The following is an 18,994-nucleotide window of genomic DNA, read 5'->3' as shown; positions in this document are numbered from 1 at the left end:
GGTTATCTTTCGAGCCGCAGGCCGAGGGACACATCACGCGCGAGGGTCTGCGACTGGTCTTTGGGACGCGTGAATTTGAGGTAGCGCCCGACATCTTCGCGCAGCTCCAGGAGCTGCTTGGCTTGGGCGCTACGGAGTTGCTTGAAGTCGAATTGAAGGACGGCGCGCTCATTGCGCTGCGCATCGATAAGCTGCTGGCGTTCCTGTGAATGCCGGAGCGCCGTGTCCTTGGCCTCCAGTTCGTTGGAGAGCCGGACTTCCTGATATTGTCCGGTGATGCGATGCCAAAGACCGCGCAAACCCGTTGGCAGGCGCGCGGCCCGTTCCCTGGTTTCGGCTTCCCATTGCACCGCTTGCCTGCCTTCGGCATCGGCGCGCGCCTTGCGGTGTGCCTCCGTCATCTCGGCTTTCTTCTGAGCGATCGCAGTGGCGCGTCGCTGGAACTCTTGCCGCGATTCATCGACATGGCGCCGGATGGAGGACGTCATGCGTTCGCCGATGACGGCCTTGGTTTGATCGACGGACTTGAGCTTATCGCCATCACCCAGACGGCCCCGAACCTCTTTGGTTTTGAGGTCGAGCATTTTCGGGAGCGAGTACACTTCGCCCTGATGATCGAGGACGACGAAACCGCGCTTGTCGCCCTTGGCGAGAAAAAACCCACGATCCTGCAAAGCACCTTCGAAGGAGGTCTGGTTGTCGGAGCGCTTCCAGCAATCCTGCAAAGCGGTCTTGAGCCAGCGCGGGTCCATGCCCTGGCGCTTGGCTTGTTGCCATTCGGCGAGTGTGAAGTTGGTGGGATTGCGCTCAGCCGCATTTTCGAGGCCGCGCGGCATTTTCCAGCCGTGCTCAAGGTAAAGGTCGCGTGACACGCTCATGAGCTTGGTCTTGTAAAAGCTCATCTGCTTGGCGGTCATCGTGTCGGCATCAATGCGCGACCACACGCAATGCGCATGGCGGCGGCCTTCCTTTTCATGAAAGACGATGGCGCGCGGCTGGTCCTTGAGACCGAGCCGATCTTCGATGCGGCCAATCGTGTTCTCGAAATCCTCGACGGACACACGGGCGTCTTCCGGCGGACTGAGGGAAAGCGAAAACAGATACTGCTGGCACTTCGTGCCCTGGCTGATCGCTTCGGCTTCCTTGAAAGCGCCCTTGAGATTGTCCGAGGCAAAGCCGCGCAGTTCGTGCAGCTTCACATGCTCATTGTCATCCATGCGCATGAGGTGGACGGCCAAATCTTGGCCGCCGCCACGCTGTGAGGCTTTGAGGATCATGGCTGATCCTCCGAGCGATAGCCGAGCGCGCTGAACAGAAGGCGGCGCATCAGGCGCACATCCTGAACGGCGGCGAGCAGTTCGGCTTCGGTTTCAGGGGTGACGGGCAGCACGCCGATATTCACGGCATGGGCGATCTGGTTGAGATTGCTGGAAAGGTGGGAGCGTCCCAGCAGCGCCAGTGCCTGCGCAAGCGCCTCCCTGTCCTGTATGGATAGGCCCTTCCGGTGCTTGCGCTCCACGACCACCGAGCCGAGAAGTTTGGCCTTGATGTATCCCCCAAGCGGAGCGCCCGCAGCCTCAACAGCTAGGCGGGCGCGGTCAGCATCGCTCAGGCGTATAGAAAATGGCCCAGGACGTTTCGGCTTCTCGACGGCCTTCGGAGGCACGGCAGCGGGCATCGCCGCAGCTTGAGATGCGAGGGCGTCTGTGACCAGGTTACGGGCAGCGTTGAATTTTGGTGTGAGCTTAGACATGACCCGCACCTCACAAGGAGGGCGGCGTTGGCTTGGCCAACGATGTGTCCTTTAAAATCTGCTCCCACTGAGCAAGTTCGGTGAATATTTGGTTCGACTGGTCGCCGGAAAGGCGCACCATTTCTCTGTTCGCTAAACCCCGCGAATGATTGAGAAAACCCCGGAAAACTGCTAAAAATGACCATGTGATGGTCGGGCTTGTTCGGCCATGTTCGCCAATATTCGCGTCCTTTTGGGGGTGTGGTTGGGGGTGTTGGCAAATCGGCCGATAAAGTTACCCCCAAAGTACGGCGATGATTTTGGGGTTCGCCGCCATGGCGCTGACCGATACCGCGATTAAAAATGTCAAACCGAAGGCCAAGCCCTACAAGCTAGCCGATGAGAAGGGCCTGCATCTGCTGGTGCGGCCGTCCGGTGGTCTTATGTGGCGGATGAAGTACCGGGCAGATGGCGCAGACGATCAGGGGCGACCCAAGCGTGTCGAAAAGCTGCTGTCGCTTGGCAGCTATCCCGCAGTCACCCTGAAGGACGCGCGTGCGCTGCGCGACGAGGCACGCAAGCGTCTGGCCCAAGGCGTAGTCCGGCTCAGGAGAAAAAAGACGCCAAGATTGCTACCATCCTCGGGGCGGCCAACAGCTTCGGAGCAATCGCAGAAGAATACATAGACAGGATGGAGCAGGAAGGTCGGGCGCAGGCAACAATGAACAAGGTCCGCTGGCTATCCGCGCTGCTGATTCCCGCGATTGGTGCGCGGCCGGTTGCGGACGTGACCCCGCATGAACTGCTGGCGGTGCTCAAGAAGGTTGAGCAAACCGGGAAGCGCGAAACGGCCAACCGGATGCGCTCATTTGCCAGCCGCGTTTTTCGCTACGCAGTTGCCACGGCGCGGGCCAGCAACGACCCGGCGCATATGCTGATGGGCGCTCTGGTGCCGCCGAAGGTGAGGCATCACGCGGCCATTACCGATCCCAACGCTTTGGGAGAGTTGCTGCGGGCAATCGAGAGTTATCAGGGGCAACCCGCGTCGGTTTACGCACTTCGCCTGGCGCCTCACATATTCCAGCGACCCGGCGAAGTCCGTCAGATGCAATGAAGCAGTCAATTGCGATCCTGCGCGACATGCAAGCTTTGACGGGGCGGGGCTTGTATGTCTTCCCGTCCATTCGGTCGACTTCGCGTCCCATGTCGGAAAACACTATCAATGGCGCACTGCGCAGACTTGGTTATGGTGGCGATGAAATGACCGCACATGGGTTCCGGTCAACCGCAAATTCGCTATTGAACGAGAGCGGCATGTGGCCCGCCGACGCCATAGAACGCGCGCTATCGCACCGCGAGGGAAATCAAGTTCGGGCGGCCTACCATCGGTCCATCTATTGGCAAGAGAGCGTGCAGATGGCGCAGTGGTGAAGCGATCACCTCGATATGCTGCGTCAAGGTGGCGAGGCAGTCATTTCCCTGTTACCGTTGGCGCCTGATCCACAACCAAAGATCGCTGGCGTTCGCTAACGCTTGCCGCGCCTATTTTAATCGCTAATCTCGTCCATATGGATGATGAGTGGATCAGCGCAGCGGATGCCTATGACCTTGTGCGTAAGGCACATCCGTCTCGGGCCGCAGAGGTCATATGTAGTCGGGCACATGACGGACTAGTTGCCGCCAAGGCACACACGCTAGTCGTCGGCGATAAGCGGCACGAGGACGCAAAGATACCGGCGATGTTTTGGTGGGCGAAAGGGCACGCGGCGCTCAATCAGAAATGGGGTTCGGGGGATTTTGACACCTGGATACGTAGCAAAGTGCATTGGCGGGCCTATGGCGTCATATTCTTGAAAAGCGACATTATGTCGATGCTGCCAGCCGGCCTCGTCACAAGTTCCGCGCCTATCCCAAGCCTTCCTGTTGATGCACCAACCACCAACACCAGCCCCGCCGATCAACTCGAGCGGGTTGCGCGAGGTGGGCGGCCAAAAAGCGAGAACTGGACCAACTGGATCGCAGAGTTGGTGAACTACATTCACGAAGAAGGCATGCCCAGCGGCTCCGGTGCCGAGGGGCAGGATGCAGTCATCGGGGCAATTGAAGAACGCTTGGCGGCACGTGGCTTGGACACGTTGAGCCGGTCGACCGTACAGCCTGTAGTTCGCGCTGCATTACTAAGACTTCGTTCGGCCGGAAACTAGGTTTCCGGCTGTTTCCGGCCCTATCCGGCTGCACCATCCGCCAGCGTCCGTACATTCACCTTCACACCCGTCAGAGCGCTGGCGGCCACAAGTGAAGGAACGAACATGGAACCCATCGCAACCTCCATCAACGGCGCAGCCAAGGCTTTGAGTCTGGGGCGTACGTCTATCTATGCTCTGATCAAGGAAGGCCGCCTTGAGACGGTCAAAGTGGGTCGTCGCACGCTGGTCAAGACGGCCTCTGTTCGCGCGCTGATTGGCGAAGGCGCGCCTGGCGCGGATTAATGAAGTTGTCTCGCCAACGCCCCAATCCCCGCTCGATCAAGCTTCATCGGACCTATTCGGTGGAAGAAGCAGCGCGGGCGCTGGGCGTTCACAAGAACAGTGTGCGGGGCTGGCGCCAACGCGGCCTGAAGCCGATCGACGATAGCCGTCCAGTGCTGTTCTTGGGTAGCGATCTTCGGGCGTTTCTGGAGCAGCGCAACGCCAGCCGCAAGCGTCCCTGCCGTCCCGGCACACTCTATTGCTTCCGCTGTCGGGAGGCACGCGCCCCGGCGCTGGGCATGGTGGATTGGACGTCAACCAAGGCCCGCACCGGCAACCTGACGGCATTGTGCGGGACATGCGGCACCGAGATGCATCGCCGCGCCCGACGCGATGCCTTGGCGGTCGTTATGCCCGGTTTGCAGGTCCAGATTTCGGAAGGCCCTTCACGACTAAATGGGGAGCCTATCCCCTCCCTGAATTGTGACATGGCAAAGAAGGACTGATTATGGCCAAACACAATCCCGCCAATGAGCGGATCAAACGCGAGTACTTTCATTACCTGAAGGAAGCCAAGCGGCGCGGCGAAGCCTCGATTGATGGCGCGGCCAAGGCGCTACACCGCTTTGAGGAAGCGACCCGTTGGCGCGATTTCAAGCGTTTTCATCGTGAGCAGGCGGTGGCGTTCAAATCCGCACTTTCCGAGCAGACCAACGCAAAATCGACCGACCGCCTGAGCTGGTCGACCGTCCAGAGCACGGTTCGCGAGCTGCGCGCGTTCTTTCTCTGGCTGGCCGGTCAGCCGGGCTACAAGACCAAAATTCGCTATGACGATGCCGACTATTTCAACCTGTCGGAAAAGGAACTGTCGGTCTCGCGGGCAAAACGCGAAAAGCGGGTGCCAACGCTGGAGCAAATGCACCATATTCTTTCCGCCATGCCGACTGGCACTGATCAGGAACGGCGCAACCGTGCGTTGGTAGCCTTCGCTATCCTGACCGGTGCGCGCGTAGATGCGCTTGCGTCCTTCAAGCTGAAGCATGTCGACCTGGAACGCAGTGCGGTGGTGCAGGATGCGCGCGACGTGAGGACCAAGTTTTCCAAGACCTTCACAACGTGGTTTTTCCCCGTGGGCAGTGAAGCGTTGGCGATCGTCATCGACTGGGTCGGCTGGCTGCGGCGCGAGCGGCAGTGGGGCGATGAGGATGCGCTGTTTCCAGCGACGTTGAACGGCATTGGTCCTGATGGTGGCTTTGTCGCTGCGGGGCTGTCTCGCCATGGCTGGAATACGACGCAACCCATCCGCGACGCCTTCAAGGCCGGATGTGAAGCGGCGAGCCTGCCTTATTTCAATCCACATCAGTACGCGACATGCTGGCGCAATTAGGCGAGCGCGTTTGTAAAACCCCGGAGGAGTTCAAGGCATGGTCGCAGAACCTTGGCCACAATGGCGTGCTGACGACGCTGACAAGTTATGGAACTGTCCCCGATCACCGGCAGGCCGATCTGATCCGCCGTATGGCGCTGCCCACACCCGGCACGGATACGCTCGATGATGCCGACGTGCAGCAACTGCTTGCGGCGCTGGCAAAAAAGGTCGGGCATGGTAGCGTGCTACTGTCCTAGTGCCCGACCAAGAAACAGTTGTTCATGAGCGCTTGCACTCGTGTTTCGCTTCACCCAACAGTGTTACACGCTAAATAGATTCGGGTGGGCGGTCGGTCGCCGCGAAAAGTCGAGGCCAGAATGAACGCAGTTGAGATCGAACAGGCGATATCGGAACTTGCCGAACAGCCCTTTGACGCCGCCGAATTCCCCTTCGCGTTCCTCCAGGCCTTTGGCAACAAAGCCACCACCCTAAAGCGCCTGCGCAGCGGCGAATCCAACAAATCCGATCTGGGCGGCGTCCTGCAAACCAACCACATTCATATAAAAATCGCCGAACCGGGCGGCACGGCCCAAGCCTTTGAAGCGCTCAAAGCCAGCCCCGCCACCAAGCGGTTCAAGGCCCGCTTTGTGCTGGCAACCGATGGGCAAGAGCTTTACGCCGAGGATGTGAGCGCCGACGACGCCCCGCTGATTTGCGCCTATGCCGATTTCCCCAATCATTTTGGCGCATTTTTGGCGCTGGCGGGCATTTCCACGGTAAAACAGGTGCGCGAAAGCACCTTTGATATTCGCGCCACCAGCCGGCTTAATCGGCTCTATGTCGAATTGCTCAAAGACAATCCCGATTGGGGCAGTGCCGAACGCCGCCCCGATATGAACCACTTTATGGCGCGGCTGATCTTTTGTTTTTTTGCCGAAGACACCGATATTTTTAACGGCAAACAATTGTTTACCGCCACCGTGGAGCAAATGAGCGCCCGCGATGGTGCCGATACCCACGAGATTATCAGCGCCATTTTCACCGCCATGAATACCCCGACCCAACATGAGGGCGCGCCCGATGATCGCTATCGCAAAGCCGCTGGCTTGCGCCCCTGGGCCGATGCTTTTCCCTATGTAAATGGCGGGCTGTTTTCCGGCAGCACCGATGTGCCCCGCTTTAGCCGCATCGCCCGCTCGTATTTGCTCAATATCGGCACCTTGGATTGGACCCGCGTTAATCCCGACATTTTCGGCTCGATGATTCAGGCCGTTGCCGATGATGAAGAGCGCGGCGCGCTGGGCATGCACTACACCTCGGTGCCCAATATTCTCAAAGTGCTCAATCCGCTGTTTCTCGATGATCTGCGCGAGAAGCTTGACGAGGCAGGCGACAATGCCCGCAAACTGCTGAACCTGCGCAATCGCATGGCCCGCATTCGCGTGTTCGACCCGGCCTGTGGCTCGGGCAATTTTCTTGTCATTGCCTATAAGGAAATGCGCGGCATCGAAGCGGTGATCAATCAGCGGCGCGGCGATCAGGGCCGCAAGAGCGATATTCCGCTGACCAATTTTCGCGGCATTGAACTGCGCCACTTTCCCGCCGAAATCGCCCGGCTGGCCTTGATCATTGCCGAATATCAGGCCGATGTGATCTATCGCGGCCAGAAGGAAGCCCTGGCGGCGTTCCTGCCGCTCGATCAGGAAAATTGGATTAGGCAGGGCAATGCCTTGCGGATCGATTGGTTGAGCGTGTGCCCGTCGACGGGAACGGGCGTAAAGCATCGGGCGGATGATTTGTTCGAAACGCCGCTGGATCAGGCGCAGATCGATTTCGAAAATGAGGGTGGGGAGACGTATATTTGCGGTAACCCGCCATATTTGGGCAGGAAGTATCAGTCGGACGAACAGAAGGCTGAGTTGCGAGCGGTCTTTAACGGAAGGAGCAGGGACACCTTGTCGTTGGACTACGTGTCGGGCTGGTTCATGAAGGCAGCGGATTTTATATCATCAGCGACAAGCGCTGCAGCATTTGTTGCGACAAACTCACTTTGCCAGGGCATTCAGGTCTCATCCTTTTGGCCAGCGATATTTGCAGGCGGCTCGTCCATCTCTTTTGCCTATCCGTCGTTTAAGTGGGCAAATCTCGCCAAGCAAAACGCTGGAGTAACTGTCTCCATAATTGGGTTGACCCAACAAGCAGGTGGAACGCGAAGACTATTTGTAGTCGCGGATGACGATGTAGTAGGAGTGCGAGAAACCACCTACATAAACGCGTACCTAGTGGCCGCTGAAAACGTTCTTGTAGCCCCTCGAAGCAAGGCTTTCGATGACAGAACGCAAATGCAGTTCGGCAACCACCCGTACTATGCAAATGCATTGATGCTTCAGCCTGCTGAGGCGCATAGACTGTTGACGCAAGCTCCCAAAGTCGAAGCTTTCCTAAGGCCGCTGTATGGATCTAAAGAGCTTATTGCTGGCTCGCCGAGAGCGTGCATATGGATAACTGCGGACAGTCTGGAAGAAGCCAACGAGATCCCCGAAATTGCCCGTAAAGTTAAAGCAGTACGAGCCGCGCGCGTGGAAAAGTCTTCTGATGCTCAGGCGCTTAAGCTAGTCGATGTGCCATATCGGTTCCGTGACCAATATGAGGCAAGACATGCACTCCTGGTGGTCCCCATTGTGAGCTCGGAAACTAGGCCCTATCTTCCAGTTGATCTAGTTGGAGCTCGGGCGGTGGTGCATAACAAGGCATTCGCCCTATACGATGCCCCACTCTGGAATATGGCGCTGATCGCCTCACGTCTACACTGGGTCTGGATCGGCACGGTTTGTGTGCGTATGCGAACCGATTTCTCCTATTCCAACACCCTAGGCTGGAACACCTTTCCCGTCCCCACACTCACTGAAAAAAACAAAACCGATCTCACCCGCTGCGCCGAGGACATTCTGTTGGCCCGCGAAGCCCATTTCCCCGCCACCATCGCCGATCTCTACGACCCCGAAACCATGCCCGCCGACCTGCGCGCCGCCCATGAGCGCAATGACGAAACCCTCGAACGCATCTACATCGGCCGCCGCTTCCGCAACGATACCGAGCGTCTGGAAAAGCTGTTCGAACTCTATACCAAAATGGTCGCCAACGACGCCGCCAAGCCTAAGACCAAAACCAGAAAGGTCCGAGCCGATGGTTGACCGCACTTACCAACCCGGGGGCGACGCCAAGGCTATTTCCACGATCGCCAAAACCCATTTTAGTGGCGACTATGCCAAAATGTTCGAACATCACAGCTGGCCCGAGCGCGGCGCCGACATGATGCGCAAAGTACAGACCCGCGTGGTCGAAACCTATGGCAGCGTGCGCGCCTTCCAGGACCATTTCAGCAAGGACAAGCCATGAGCATCGAAACCAAAGCCGTCCCCTCCGTTTCGGTCTCCTATGCCCGCAATGGCACATCGACCCAATCCAACGAACTTGGCATGCGTCCAATGCAGGAGTGTGTCTATGACCATCGCGGCGAGCAATATCTGCTGATCAAATCGCCACCCGCCTCGGGCAAGAGCCGCGCGCTCATGTTCGTGGCGCTCGACAAGCTCCATAATCAGGGCCTCAAGCAGGCCATCATCGTCGTGCCCGAAAAATCCATCGGGTCCAGCTTTAACGATGAACCCTTGAGCCAACATGGCTTCTGGGCCGATTGGGCGGTGGTGCCGAAATGGAACCTGTGCAACGCCCCCGGCGAGGATGGCGGCAAGGTCAATTCGGTGCGCGCTTTTCTCGAGAGTAACGATCGAATTCTGGTGTGTACCCATGCCACGTTTCGGTTTGCCGTCGACCGCTTCGGCATCGAGGCCTTCGACGACCGGCTGATCGCCGTGGACGAATTTCACCACGTTTCGTCCAATCCGGACAACAAGCTGGGCGCCCATCTCGGCGCGTTTATCGCCCGCGGCAAAGTGCATCTGGTCGCCATGACCGGCTCCTATTTCCGCGGCGATTCCGAAGCCGTGCTCTCGCCAACCGACGAGGACAAGTTCGAAACGGTTACCTACACCTATTACCAACAACTCAACGGCTACCAATATCTAAAGCGCCTCGACATCGGCTATTTTTTCTATTCCGGTGCCTATGCCGACGATATTCTCAAAGTGTTGGACCCCAACGAAAAAACCATTATTCACATTCCAAACGTTAATGCGCGCGAAAGCACCAAAGACAAAATCCGCGAAGTCGAACACATCATTGATGCGCTCGGCACCTGGGAAGGCGTTGATGCCCAAACCGGCTTCCAATTGGTCAAAACCGCAACCGGCAAACTGCTCCGCATTGCCGATCTGGTAACCGACGATCCCGGCAAGCGCGACGTCGTCTCCGCCGCCCTCAAGGACCCAACGCAGAAGCACAACCGCGACCATTTCGATATCATCATTGCGCTGGGCATGGCCAAGGAAGGATTTGACTGGATCTGGTGCGAGCACGCCCTGACCATCGGCTACCGGTCCAGCCTGACCGAAATTGTCCAGATCATCGGCCGCGCCACGCGCGACGCCCCTGGCAAAACCCGCGCGCGCTTCAGCAACCTGATCGCCGAACCCGACGCCAGCAGCGAAACCGTCACCGAGGCGGTCAACGATACCCTCAAGGCCATTGCCGCCAGCCTGTTGATGGAGCAGGTGCTGACCCCGCGCTTTGAGTTCAGGCCGAAGAACCCCAACAACGAAGCCGCGCCGGGCTTCGATTATGGCGAGGGCGGTTACGATCCCAACAAAGCCAATATCGGCTTCAACGACGAGACGGGCCGCATCCAGATCGAAATCAAAGGTCTGGCAGAACCAAAAAGCGAGGAAGCCAAGCGCATCTGCCGCGAGGACCTCAACGAGGTGATCGCTACCTTCGTCCAAGACAAGCGCAATATCGAACGGGGCTTGTTCGACAGCGAGGTTGTGCCCGAGGAATTGACTCAGCTTCGCATGGGCAAGATTATCAAGGACCTTTACCCCGAGCGCGACGAAGAAGACCAGGAAGCGATCCGTCAGCACGCCATTGCCGCACTGAACGTCACCCAGCAAGCCAAGGGCGCGTTGGTCGGCGGTCCCGCTGTCGGCGGAGAGACCGAGGAAACGCTCAACACCGCATTTATCCAGGGCGTGCGCCGGTTTGCCATGAGCGTCAAAGAACTCGACATTGACCTGATCGACCGCATCAATCCCTTCGGCGAAGCCTATGCGATCCTCGCCAAAGCCATGAGCGAAGAAAGCCTCAAGCAGGTTGCCGCTGTCATCGCGGGCAAGAAGGCCAGCCTGACGCCTGAGGAAGCGCGCGAACTGGCGCGCCGTGCCTTGCGCTTCAAACAGGAGCGTGGGCGGTTGCCCTCCATCACGGCGCAGGACCCGTGGGAAAAGCGCATGGCCGAAGGCGTCGCTTTTCTTGCCCGCATGAAGGCCGAGGCCGCCCGTGTCTAAATTCACCGACGAAGACGACGCGCTGCTGGGCGAACTTGGTGTCGAGGTCGAGCCCGTCAAGCACACCGCCCGCTCTCCGAAAGAAGAGCGTATCATTGCGGGCTTCGAAGACATCCAACGTTTCGTCGAAGAAAAGGGCAGGGTGCCCCAACATGGCGAAGAGCGGGACATTTTTGAGCGCCTTTATGCCGTGCGCCTCGATAGGTTGCGCGAGCTGTCCGATTGTCGGGCATTGCTCGAACCGCTCGATCACCAAGGGCTTCTTGACGCCAACGAAGCACCATTGGCGCCGGTTGACGATCTCGACGATGACGCGTTGCTAGCAGAACTCGGCGTCGATAGCGCCGGTGACGACGACGTTACCAACTTACGTTTCGTCCGTTCGGGCGCCGAGAAAAAGGCCGCCGAGGAAATCGCCAACCGCGACAAATGTGAGGACTTCGAAAGGTTCGAGCCGCTGTTCGACACTGTCCAGCACGACCTTGATGTTGGCACCCGGGTCACGCGCCCCTTCGTCAAAGACGCCGGTTTTCTCAAGGCTGACATCACTCAGGGCCAGTTCTTCATTTTGAGCGGACAAGTCGCCTATGTCGCCGAGGTGGGCGAGACGATCAAGGCCCCCAATGGCGAAACCGACGCCCGGCTACGGGTGGTCTATTCCAACGGCACCGAAAGCAATCTGCTGCTGCGATCGCTTCAACGGGCGCTGTACAAGGACGAAGGTGGGCGGCGAATAACTGAACCGAATGCGGGACCGCTTTTCGCCGATACGAATGAGGATGACGACCTGGCCAGTGGCACCATTTACGTGCTGCGCAGTAAGTCTGACGAACCCTATGTTGCCCAACACCGCGAACTTCTGCACAAGATTGGGGTAACCGGCGGCGACGTTCAGCACCGCATCGCCAATGCCAATCTCGATGCCACCTTTCTCCTCGCCGATGTCGAAGTCGTGGCCACCTACCGCCTGTTCAACATCAACCGGTCAAAGCTGGAAAACCTGATCCACCAGGTGTTCGCACCCGCGCGCATGGACCTCACCATTTCTGACCGGTTCGGTAACCCCGTTGTCCCGCGCGAATGGTTTCTGGTGCCATTGTTCGTCATCGATGAAGCGGTGGAGCGGATAAAGGACGGAACGATCACCGATTACACCTACGACCCCACGTCCGCCTCGCTTGTTCGAGCGGACTGAATTTTCACGCACGAAGCCAGTGTTGTTGCCGTTCAAATTAGGTGGCCCCAATCGCGAAATTTGGGACGAAGATTTAGCAGATGGGGGTGTAATTGGGGGTACAAAGAACAATTTCTAACATTTGATCGTTGAATATCATGTAGTTAAAGCGTTAATTCGACTCCGGTCCCCGCACCGTTTCTTCTCCTCGTCTTCTGCACAATTTTTGTTCCGGCATCGGCGATTTGATGCGAATTTGCCAGTTCTAGACGATTGGTCTAGTTCGACTAACCACGAAACGGAAAGACTATGACCCAATCCAACACAACAAATCGCCGCCTTGTACTGGCTGAGCGGCCCGAGGGTGAGCCAACGGAATCAACCCTACGCTTGGAAACCGTCGAAGTTCCCGAGCCGCAGGCTGGGCAAATGCTGCTGCGCACTGAGTACCTTTCGCTCGACCCCTATATGCGAGGCCGTATGAGTGATGCGCCATCCTACGCGCCACCGGTTGGCATTGATGAAGTGATGGTCGGCGGCACGGTTTCACAGGTCGTTTCTTCCAATCTTGAGGGCTTTGCGTCGGGTGACTGGGCCCTAAGCTTCAATGGTTGGCAAGACTATGCCGTTTCCGAAGGCAAGGGCGTAGCCAATCTAGGTCGCGACCCCAAACATCCCTCGTGGGCGCTGGGGGTTATGGGCATGCCCGGCTTTACCGCTTGGGCTGGTCTTAAACAGATTGGCGCTCCGAAACCGGGTGAAACCATCGTGGTAGGTGGCGCAACCGGACCCGTCGGCGCCACAGTTGGGCAGATTGGAAAAATCCTGGGCTGCCGCGTCGTCGGTATCGCTGGCGGAAAAGTTAAATGCGACTATGCCGTCAACTCCCTCGGTTTTGACGCCTGCATAGACTACAAGGCCGATGATTTTGTTGACCGGTTAAAGGCCGCAACACCCGACGGTATAGATGTCTATTTTGAGAACATTGGCGGGCAGGTGCTCGATGCCGTTCTCGGCCAACTCAACACCAACGCTCGCGTGCCGGTTTGCGGTCTGATTTCTCAATATAACGCGACCGGCCTGCCGGAAGGCCCGGACCGACTGAACTGGTTGATGGGACTGATCCTGCGTAAACGCATCACCATGCGCGGCTTCATCATCTTTGAAGATTTTGGCCATCTGTACCCCGAGTTCGCCAAGGAAATGAACGCCTGGGTCGAAGCGGGCCGCATTCATTATCGCGAAGAAGTCATCGATGGGCTGGAACGGGCCCCACAGGCATTCGTTGGCCTTTTGAACGGAGAGGCCTTTGGCAAAAGGGTTATTCGCGTCGGCAATTCATACTAAACCTGCCCAAAACAACGCGAAAGAAATCTTCGCGGCACCGACCCGGGGCTAACATTCTCGTTGACCGCCATTTGTCTAAATGCCGGTCAATCCATGCAAAAATTGCGGTGTAACACTGGCCAAACGCTGTTCCACAAGTCACAATCACCACCTGTTCAGAGCTTCGATCCTATTGAAAGCAACCAATAGCGGTTTCGTCGGGTTTATCCTGAACAGTCAATGGAGTGCAGCCAGTGCCGCGTTTTTTCTTCCACTACCGGACAGACGATGACTTTGTGGTCGATGAGATCGGTCAGGACCTGCCCGATGTTGAGGCGGCACACGAACAGGCCGCCGATATTGGTCGAACCATGCTTTCGCGTGCGCTCGAAAACGGTGAAAAGCCCAATGCCGCCCGTTGTATCGAGATAGTCGACGAAGAGGGCGTTGAGGTTCTCTATATCGTTTTTTGGGCATCTGCTTCCAAGCCGGGTACGCTGGACGCCGAAGAACTGCTCAAGCCGCCGACGCTGCATTGATCAGGCCAAAATCACCATGATTGCTGCCGCTGCGCCCACAATGCTGGTCGCAGCGACCACTGACGCGGCCAGCATAATCAACCGATAATGCACCTGCGGCCGAGTCTTGCCGCGCAGATAAACTCCTGAATTGATGACCATCAGATCCTCCATCTGATATTTCGACGGTGCCCATTTCGACGCCCCACCGGCATCAGCCTAGCGTGGCTATCGATCACCGGGTTGGAGGCTTTCAATTAGAGTCAAAATTTACTGAACGAGTGACATTGCATCTTGTATGGTAGTTATTGACCGTCCCCGGAACCTCTGCCATGAATGGCGCCATGAACCAGCATTTGCATCCTGATCGATTGTTTCCAGCAGCCGAGCCTTTGCGCTCGATTTCGCGCGAGCTATATGACAGCATCACCGCGCTGCCGATTATTAGCCCCCATGGTCATACTGATCCCTCTTGGTTCGCCAAAAACCAGCGATTTTCGGATCCGAGCGCACTGTTCCTGACGCCCGATCACTATGTGCTTCGCCTTCTGCGCAGCCGTGGGCTGAGCTATGACGACCTTGGCGTACCCCGAAAGGATGGCAAGCCGGTTGCTGACCCGCAGAGTGCATGGCGTTTGTTGGCTGCCAACTATCACCTGTTCGCCGGTACACCGTCACGTCTCTGGATTGATCATTCCCTCCAATTTGCCTTTGGCATAGAAACGCCCCTCAATTCCGAGACAGCCGACAAAATTTACCAGCAGATTGCGGCCCGCCTTGGCGACGCTGATTTGCTGCCGCTGGCTCTTCTCGACCGTGCCAATGTTGAGGTCATCGCCACCACCGAATTTGCCCTAGATCCGCTAACCCACCACAGCACAATGCTGGAGCGGGGGATGATCGGCAGGGTCCGTACCACCTATCGCCCCGATGATGTGACCGATCCCAGCCGTCCCGCCATCGTTGAAAACCTTCACCGCTTCGCCGCTTTGACGGGTGAGGACATCAGTTCGTGGGCAGGGCTGATCAATGCCCATCGCCAGCGCCGCCAAACCTTCCGACAGTTCGGAGCCGTCGCAACCGATCACGGCGTGCCCAATGCCATGACCGCCGATCTGCCAATGTCCGAAAAGCAGACGTTGCTCGACAAAATCCTGTCGGGACAACACGACGCCGCAGACGCCCAATTGTTCCGCGCCCAGATGCTGACCGAAATGGCAATGCTGTCGGTTGAAGACGGCATGGTCATGCAAATTCATGCCGGTTCCGCCCGCAATACCGATCCATTGCTGTTTGCCGAGCGCGGTGCAGACCTTGGTGCCGATATTCCAACCGCGACCGACTACGGCAATGGTCTGCGCCCCTTGTTGGGCCGCTTTGGAAACGAACCAAACCTGCGCCTGCTGATGTTCGTTCTCGATGAGACTACTTATGCGCGCGAATTGGCACCAATGGCAGGCTATTGGCCTTCACTGATGATCGGCCCGCCATGGTGGTTCCACGATAGCCCTCAGGGCATTCGGCGCTATCTCGATCAGGTGGTTGAAACCGCCGGATTTTACAATTTGGCGGGTTTTAACGACGATACCCGCGCCCTGTTGTCCATTCCAGCGCGCCACGATGTCTGGCGCCGTGAGGTTTGCGGCTTTCTGGCTCGATGGGTTGCCGAACATCGGCTATCAAAGGAAGCGGCCCGTGATATTGCGGGGCATCTAAGCTATCAGGCGGCCAAGGACGCCTACCGCATATCTTAGGTCAGGGCGCTTTCCACAAGACCACGATCAAGACGACGATACCGCCGATCAGAAGTGTCAAAAGTCCGGCTACGCCGTTAAACAATTGCGTAATTATTGGCATCCGCCGCGCCTTGGCAACGGCCGGGTCTATGTCTTTGGCTTGATCTGAATGCGCGTCTATGTCGGCCATGCCAGTCCCTCCAGATGTGTCGGGCGCTGTCTTTTGCGTCGCCATGAGACTGGCACGGCCGGTGTTTAAGAAGTGTTTGCGCGACAAGACGCACAAAAATCACGGTTACCCCTCTGCCAAGCCTTATGGCTAACCAAAAGTTACGCCTCAGTAACCTTCCACCCCCATGCTGCGTTGATCGCTGTCATCCGTGGCGCGATCTCGAACCAAAACCCCATTTCTGCTTTAATGTTGAATGATGAACCAGTCACCCGCCGAAACCGCCCTTAGTCGCGCCATGATCCGCTGGTCACTCACCCGCTCGACTCCGGTTGCCGAAACCGCGACCAGCTGGGTTTTCAAAGTTGAACAAAACGGTCGCAATTTCGCCGCGCTCAAAATCCTCAAGCCCGACATTGGCGAGGACGAAAAACGTGGTGCGGCTCTGATGAACTGGTATGGCGGCAATGGCGCTGCCGCCATCTTTGACACCCATGGCGATACCACATTCATGGAATGGCTCGACGGTGGCACTTTGGCCGAGCCGGTCCGGGCTGGCCGGGATGCAGAAAGCACCATCGCGCTTTGCACCATCATCGGTCAATTGCATCGCCCACGTGATACACCGCCACCCCAATTGATCCCGCTACGTGAAAGTTTTTCTGCCCTGTTTGAGGCAGAAGCGCGCGATTGGCCCCATACGGCACGAGATCTTTATGCACGCGCCACTGGGGTTGCACTAAAGCTGTTCGACAAGCCGTCCGCCCAGGTGGCGCTACATGGCGACCTGCATCATGACAACGTACTTTCCTCTTCGCGCGGCTGGCTGGCAATCGACCCCAAGGGCCTCCTGGGCGACCCGACATACGAAGTGGCCAATATTTTCCGCAATCCTGTCGGCATGCCCAAACTTGCGGCCGACCCCCGCCGGATTGCCGAACTGGCCGATGCCTTTTCGACCCGCCTCGGATTCAACAAGAAACGCATTTTGGGATTTGCTGCCGCCCACTCCGCACTTTCTGCTTGCTGGGATATGGCGGCGGACAAGCCCATCACCATGGATCTGGCGGTCCTGCCGCATTTGCTCAGCGCCTATGATCAAGCCTAGCGCCAGGCCACCAGAACCGCGCCGCTCATGATCAACACGACGCCTAGCCAGTTCGGCAGGCTGAGCTTTTCACCCAGAAACATGACTCCGAACAGGGCAACCAATACCACGCTCAGCTTGTCGACCGGCGCCACTTGTGCCGCCTGTCCGATCTTCAACGCGCGGAAATAGGCGAGCCAAGAGGCCCCCGTTGCAAGGCCTGACAGCACCAGAAACAGCCAGGTCTTGCCAGCAATGCTTTCAAGCGGTTGAAATTGTCCAGATGCGACCACGATGCCGGCCAGCACCGTCAGGATCACCACGGTCCGGATCAGGGTCGCAAAATCGGAGTTGATGTTGGCAATGCCAATTTTGGCGAAGATTGCCGTCAGTGCGGCAAATCCCGCTGAAAGCAGCGCCCAAAATTGCCAACTATCAAGAAATGCTTTCATTTGGTGACATCCTGTGGGACTCGGAAGGCACGATATCGTCAATTGCGCCAAATTGCGATTTCCAATAGATCATCGCAACGTCGGACTGCCCAATCGCGGTTTCCGCCTCATTTGAACAAGATTGTCGGGCAATCCGACGGTGTCTTTTTTGGATTGCCATATGCTGGATCGTTCTCGCCGCAGTTTTATCATCCTCGGTGCCGCTGGAGTCTTGAGCGCCTGCGCGGGCACGGTTCCCCAATTCATACCGGCCGGCGACAAGCGGCCCGAGTCTTTGACCCGCGAGCAAATTCTTGCGGCCATCAATGCGGTGCGCAAAGCCAACGGCCAAGCGGCATGGACCTATAATCCGCAACTTGAAACCGCGGCCCGCTCGCAGGCCAATCTCATGGCCGCCAAGGATAAGCTCAGCCACGACCTTGGTGTAACCCTGCGCGAACGAGTGACCGCTGCTGGCTATTATGGGGCTGTCGGTGAAAATCTGGCGGGCGGCCATAAAAACCTCGAGCAAGCCATCCAGGGCTGGATGGGCTCGAGCGGACACAGATCAACGCTGCTCAGCCCAAAATTTACTGAGTTCGGTCTGGCCGTGGCCCGCGTTAGTGCGGGACGAAAAAGCCGCTATGGTCTTTATTGGGCCATGATTGCGGGCGGTCCGTTCTCTGCGTGGCTGCAGTAAATCGTTATCCCGCTATTGCGCCATCTCGACGCTGACAGCGATCTGTTTCAAGCCGTCGCCCTCCGGAACCGCTCGAATTGGCTGGGTCGACACCGCGTCCAGCCCGACTGCCAGCCGCACATGGCGTTCAGCCGGGCACATTTGCAATAGGCAATCAAAGCCGATCCAGCCCAGATGATCATCGTATGCCTCGGCCCAGGCATGAAAACTGGCTTCGTTGTCCTCTGAAGCCGCCACATAACCTGTTACATATCGGGCCGGAATATCGAGCGCCCGCGCGGCCCCGACAAAGGCGTGTGTGAGATCAACCATGTTGGCCGTTTCGCTTTCGCCGCCCTGTGACTGGCTCTGCCTCCCCTCGCTCTGGCTCTGTTCCTGCCCGCCCTCGCCATCACCCAAGACTTCACCGACGCGGGCCATCAACCCATGCAACACGTCCAGCCGACTTTCGCTCGAACCACGAAATTTGGACCACATTGTTACAGGCGATTTGGTCAGCACGGTGGCGCGCTTATAGATGGTTGGCACCGGCTCTCCGTGGTGGGACCGTCCCAACACGCCATGCCGGTCAATCGTATTGACGACACCCGTAACGCTCACTTTCCACTCACCATCTGGTCGTGCCTGATTGACCAGATGCACAGTATTGCCAAAGGCGTCGGAAAACCGCGCAGCATTGCCGATTCCCGTTGTTGAAACACTCCAGCTTTCAACGGTCTGCGTGGGCCCGCTTTGCGGTGTCAGCAACAAATGCATCACTGCATTGGTCGCCCCCTCTGGCGGCGTGATGGCAAGCTCGTGACGGATGGCAATTCGCATGGC

23 protein-coding genes are annotated in these 18,994 nt (G+C 57.7%); 17 read left to right on the top strand and 6 right to left on the bottom strand.

All coding sequences use genetic code 11. The features are described 5' to 3' along the window. Nucleotides 1–2 precede the first annotated feature (2 nt). The gene (locus PSQ90_RS04225; RefSeq protein ID WP_282212190.1) at nucleotides 3–1,277 is read right to left on the bottom strand and encodes a relaxase/mobilization nuclease domain-containing protein; all 1,275 of its coding nucleotides are present in this window, start codon (nucleotides 1,275–1,277) and stop codon (nucleotides 3–5) included. Beyond that, entirely contained in the window at nucleotides 1,274–1,753 is a 480-nt protein-coding gene (locus PSQ90_RS04220) for a hypothetical protein (RefSeq protein WP_282212189.1), read from the bottom strand. The genes PSQ90_RS04225 and PSQ90_RS04220 overlap by 4 nt, the downstream gene beginning before the upstream one ends. 314 nt (nucleotides 1,754–2,067) lie before the next feature. Between PSQ90_RS04220 and PSQ90_RS17010 the strand changes: the two genes are divergently transcribed. The 14 genes from PSQ90_RS17010 to PSQ90_RS04160 all read left to right on the top strand — a co-directional run bounded on the left by PSQ90_RS17010 (nucleotide 2,068) and on the right by PSQ90_RS04160 (nucleotide 14,070). Continuing rightward, nucleotides 2,068–2,418 (top strand): Arm DNA-binding domain-containing protein, encoded by a 351-nt coding sequence (locus PSQ90_RS17010; RefSeq protein ID WP_328517523.1) that lies wholly within the window; start codon nucleotides 2,068–2,070, stop codon nucleotides 2,416–2,418. A gap of 5 nt (nucleotides 2,419–2,423) precedes the next feature. Then, complete coding sequence (locus PSQ90_RS17005; protein WP_407648161.1) at nucleotides 2,424–2,846, top strand: tyrosine-type recombinase/integrase; 423 nt, start codon at nucleotides 2,424–2,426, stop codon at nucleotides 2,844–2,846. After that, entirely contained in the window at nucleotides 2,843–3,163 is a 321-nt protein-coding gene (locus tag PSQ90_RS17000; protein WP_328517521.1) for a tyrosine-type recombinase/integrase, read from the top strand. The genes PSQ90_RS17005 and PSQ90_RS17000 overlap by 4 nt, the downstream gene beginning before the upstream one ends. A gap of 419 nt (nucleotides 3,164–3,582) precedes the next feature. Next, the gene (locus PSQ90_RS04210; protein ID WP_282212188.1) at nucleotides 3,583–3,936 is read left to right on the top strand and encodes a hypothetical protein; all 354 of its coding nucleotides are present in this window, start codon (nucleotides 3,583–3,585) and stop codon (nucleotides 3,934–3,936) included. Nucleotides 3,937–4,041: 105 nt separating this feature from the next. Further along, nucleotides 4,042–4,221, top strand: a complete 180-nt coding sequence (locus PSQ90_RS04205; RefSeq protein WP_282212187.1) for a helix-turn-helix domain-containing protein — start codon at nucleotides 4,042–4,044, stop codon at nucleotides 4,219–4,221. Further along, complete coding sequence (locus tag PSQ90_RS04200) at nucleotides 4,221–4,706, top strand: helix-turn-helix domain-containing protein (RefSeq protein ID WP_282212186.1); 486 nt, start codon at nucleotides 4,221–4,223, stop codon at nucleotides 4,704–4,706. The genes PSQ90_RS04205 and PSQ90_RS04200 overlap by 1 nt, the downstream gene beginning before the upstream one ends. Before the next feature lie 2 nt (nucleotides 4,707–4,708). Further along, nucleotides 4,709–5,587 (top strand): tyrosine-type recombinase/integrase, encoded by an 879-nt coding sequence (locus PSQ90_RS04195; protein ID WP_282212185.1) that lies wholly within the window; start codon nucleotides 4,709–4,711, stop codon nucleotides 5,585–5,587. After that, nucleotides 5,572–5,826 carry a hypothetical protein gene (locus PSQ90_RS04190; RefSeq protein WP_282212184.1) on the top strand — a complete coding sequence of 85 codons (255 nt, stop codon included), beginning with the start codon at nucleotides 5,572–5,574 and terminating at the stop codon, nucleotides 5,824–5,826. Before PSQ90_RS04195 ends, PSQ90_RS04190 begins: the two co-directional genes overlap by 16 nt. A 120-nt stretch (nucleotides 5,827–5,946) precedes the next feature. Continuing rightward, on the top strand, nucleotides 5,947–8,763 hold the full coding sequence (locus tag PSQ90_RS04185) for a class I SAM-dependent DNA methyltransferase (RefSeq protein ID WP_282212183.1): 2,817 nt from the start codon (nucleotides 5,947–5,949) through the stop codon (nucleotides 8,761–8,763). Continuing rightward, complete coding sequence (locus PSQ90_RS04180) at nucleotides 8,756–8,968, top strand: hypothetical protein (RefSeq protein ID WP_282212182.1); 213 nt, start codon at nucleotides 8,756–8,758, stop codon at nucleotides 8,966–8,968. Before PSQ90_RS04185 ends, PSQ90_RS04180 begins: the two co-directional genes overlap by 8 nt. Next, nucleotides 8,965–11,031 (top strand): DEAD/DEAH box helicase, encoded by a 2,067-nt coding sequence (locus PSQ90_RS04175; protein WP_282212181.1) that lies wholly within the window; start codon nucleotides 8,965–8,967, stop codon nucleotides 11,029–11,031. Before PSQ90_RS04180 ends, PSQ90_RS04175 begins: the two co-directional genes overlap by 4 nt. After that, nucleotides 11,024–12,226 carry a GIY-YIG nuclease family protein gene (locus PSQ90_RS04170; protein WP_282212180.1) on the top strand — a complete coding sequence of 401 codons (1,203 nt, stop codon included), beginning with the start codon at nucleotides 11,024–11,026 and terminating at the stop codon, nucleotides 12,224–12,226. Before PSQ90_RS04175 ends, PSQ90_RS04170 begins: the two co-directional genes overlap by 8 nt. A gap of 288 nt (nucleotides 12,227–12,514) precedes the next feature. After that, a complete protein-coding gene (locus PSQ90_RS04165; RefSeq protein ID WP_282212179.1) occupies nucleotides 12,515–13,552 on the top strand; it encodes an NADP-dependent oxidoreductase in 1,038 nt (345 codons plus the stop codon). 233 nt (nucleotides 13,553–13,785) lie between these two features. Further along, nucleotides 13,786–14,070 (top strand): DUF6894 family protein, encoded by a 285-nt coding sequence (locus PSQ90_RS04160; RefSeq protein ID WP_282212178.1) that lies wholly within the window; start codon nucleotides 13,786–13,788, stop codon nucleotides 14,068–14,070. Here the strand turns inward: PSQ90_RS04160 and PSQ90_RS04155 are convergent, their stop codons facing one another. Further along, nucleotides 14,071–14,211: a hypothetical protein gene (locus PSQ90_RS04155; RefSeq protein WP_282212177.1), complete on the bottom strand. Its 141-nt coding sequence runs from the start codon at nucleotides 14,209–14,211 to the stop codon at nucleotides 14,071–14,073. It abuts the gene before it with no gap. Nucleotides 14,212–14,393: 182 nt separating this feature from the next. Between PSQ90_RS04155 and uxaC the strand changes: the two genes are divergently transcribed. Next, the gene (gene uxaC, locus PSQ90_RS04150; RefSeq protein ID WP_282212176.1) at nucleotides 14,394–15,803 is read left to right on the top strand and encodes a glucuronate isomerase; all 1,410 of its coding nucleotides are present in this window, start codon (nucleotides 14,394–14,396) and stop codon (nucleotides 15,801–15,803) included. Nucleotide 15,804: 1 nt separating this feature from the next. Here the strand turns inward: uxaC and PSQ90_RS04145 are convergent, their stop codons facing one another. Further along, a complete protein-coding gene (locus PSQ90_RS04145) occupies nucleotides 15,805–15,975 on the bottom strand; it encodes a hypothetical protein (RefSeq protein WP_282212175.1) in 171 nt (56 codons plus the stop codon). A 235-nt stretch (nucleotides 15,976–16,210) separates the two neighbouring features. On the opposite strand from PSQ90_RS04145, the gene PSQ90_RS04140 reads away from it, so the two are divergent. Further along, nucleotides 16,211–17,062 carry an aminoglycoside phosphotransferase family protein gene (locus PSQ90_RS04140; protein ID WP_282212174.1) on the top strand — a complete coding sequence of 284 codons (852 nt, stop codon included), beginning with the start codon at nucleotides 16,211–16,213 and terminating at the stop codon, nucleotides 17,060–17,062. Here PSQ90_RS04140 and PSQ90_RS04135 read toward each other — a convergent pair. Further along, complete coding sequence (locus PSQ90_RS04135; RefSeq protein WP_282212173.1) at nucleotides 17,059–17,493, bottom strand: EamA family transporter; 435 nt, start codon at nucleotides 17,491–17,493, stop codon at nucleotides 17,059–17,061. The genes PSQ90_RS04140 and PSQ90_RS04135 overlap by 4 nt on opposite strands. Nucleotides 17,494–17,653: 160 nt before the next feature. Between PSQ90_RS04135 and PSQ90_RS04130 the strand changes: the two genes are divergently transcribed. Beyond that, the gene (locus PSQ90_RS04130; RefSeq protein ID WP_282212172.1) at nucleotides 17,654–18,172 is read left to right on the top strand and encodes a CAP domain-containing protein; all 519 of its coding nucleotides are present in this window, start codon (nucleotides 17,654–17,656) and stop codon (nucleotides 18,170–18,172) included. Between the two features lie 12 nt (nucleotides 18,173–18,184). On the opposite strand, the gene PSQ90_RS04125 is transcribed toward PSQ90_RS04130, so the two are convergent. After that, the gene (locus tag PSQ90_RS04125; protein WP_282212171.1) at nucleotides 18,185–18,991 is read right to left on the bottom strand and encodes a transglutaminase family protein; all 807 of its coding nucleotides are present in this window, start codon (nucleotides 18,989–18,991) and stop codon (nucleotides 18,185–18,187) included. Nucleotides 18,992–18,994: the final 3 nt, after the last annotated feature.

The sequence above is a fragment of the Devosia rhodophyticola genome (assembly GCF_028816475.1).
Lineage (GTDB): Bacteria > Pseudomonadota > Alphaproteobacteria > Rhizobiales > Devosiaceae > Devosia > Devosia rhodophyticola.
The sequence above is the reverse complement of the archived record's forward strand: the minus strand, read 5'-3'. Positions and strand labels throughout refer to the sequence as shown.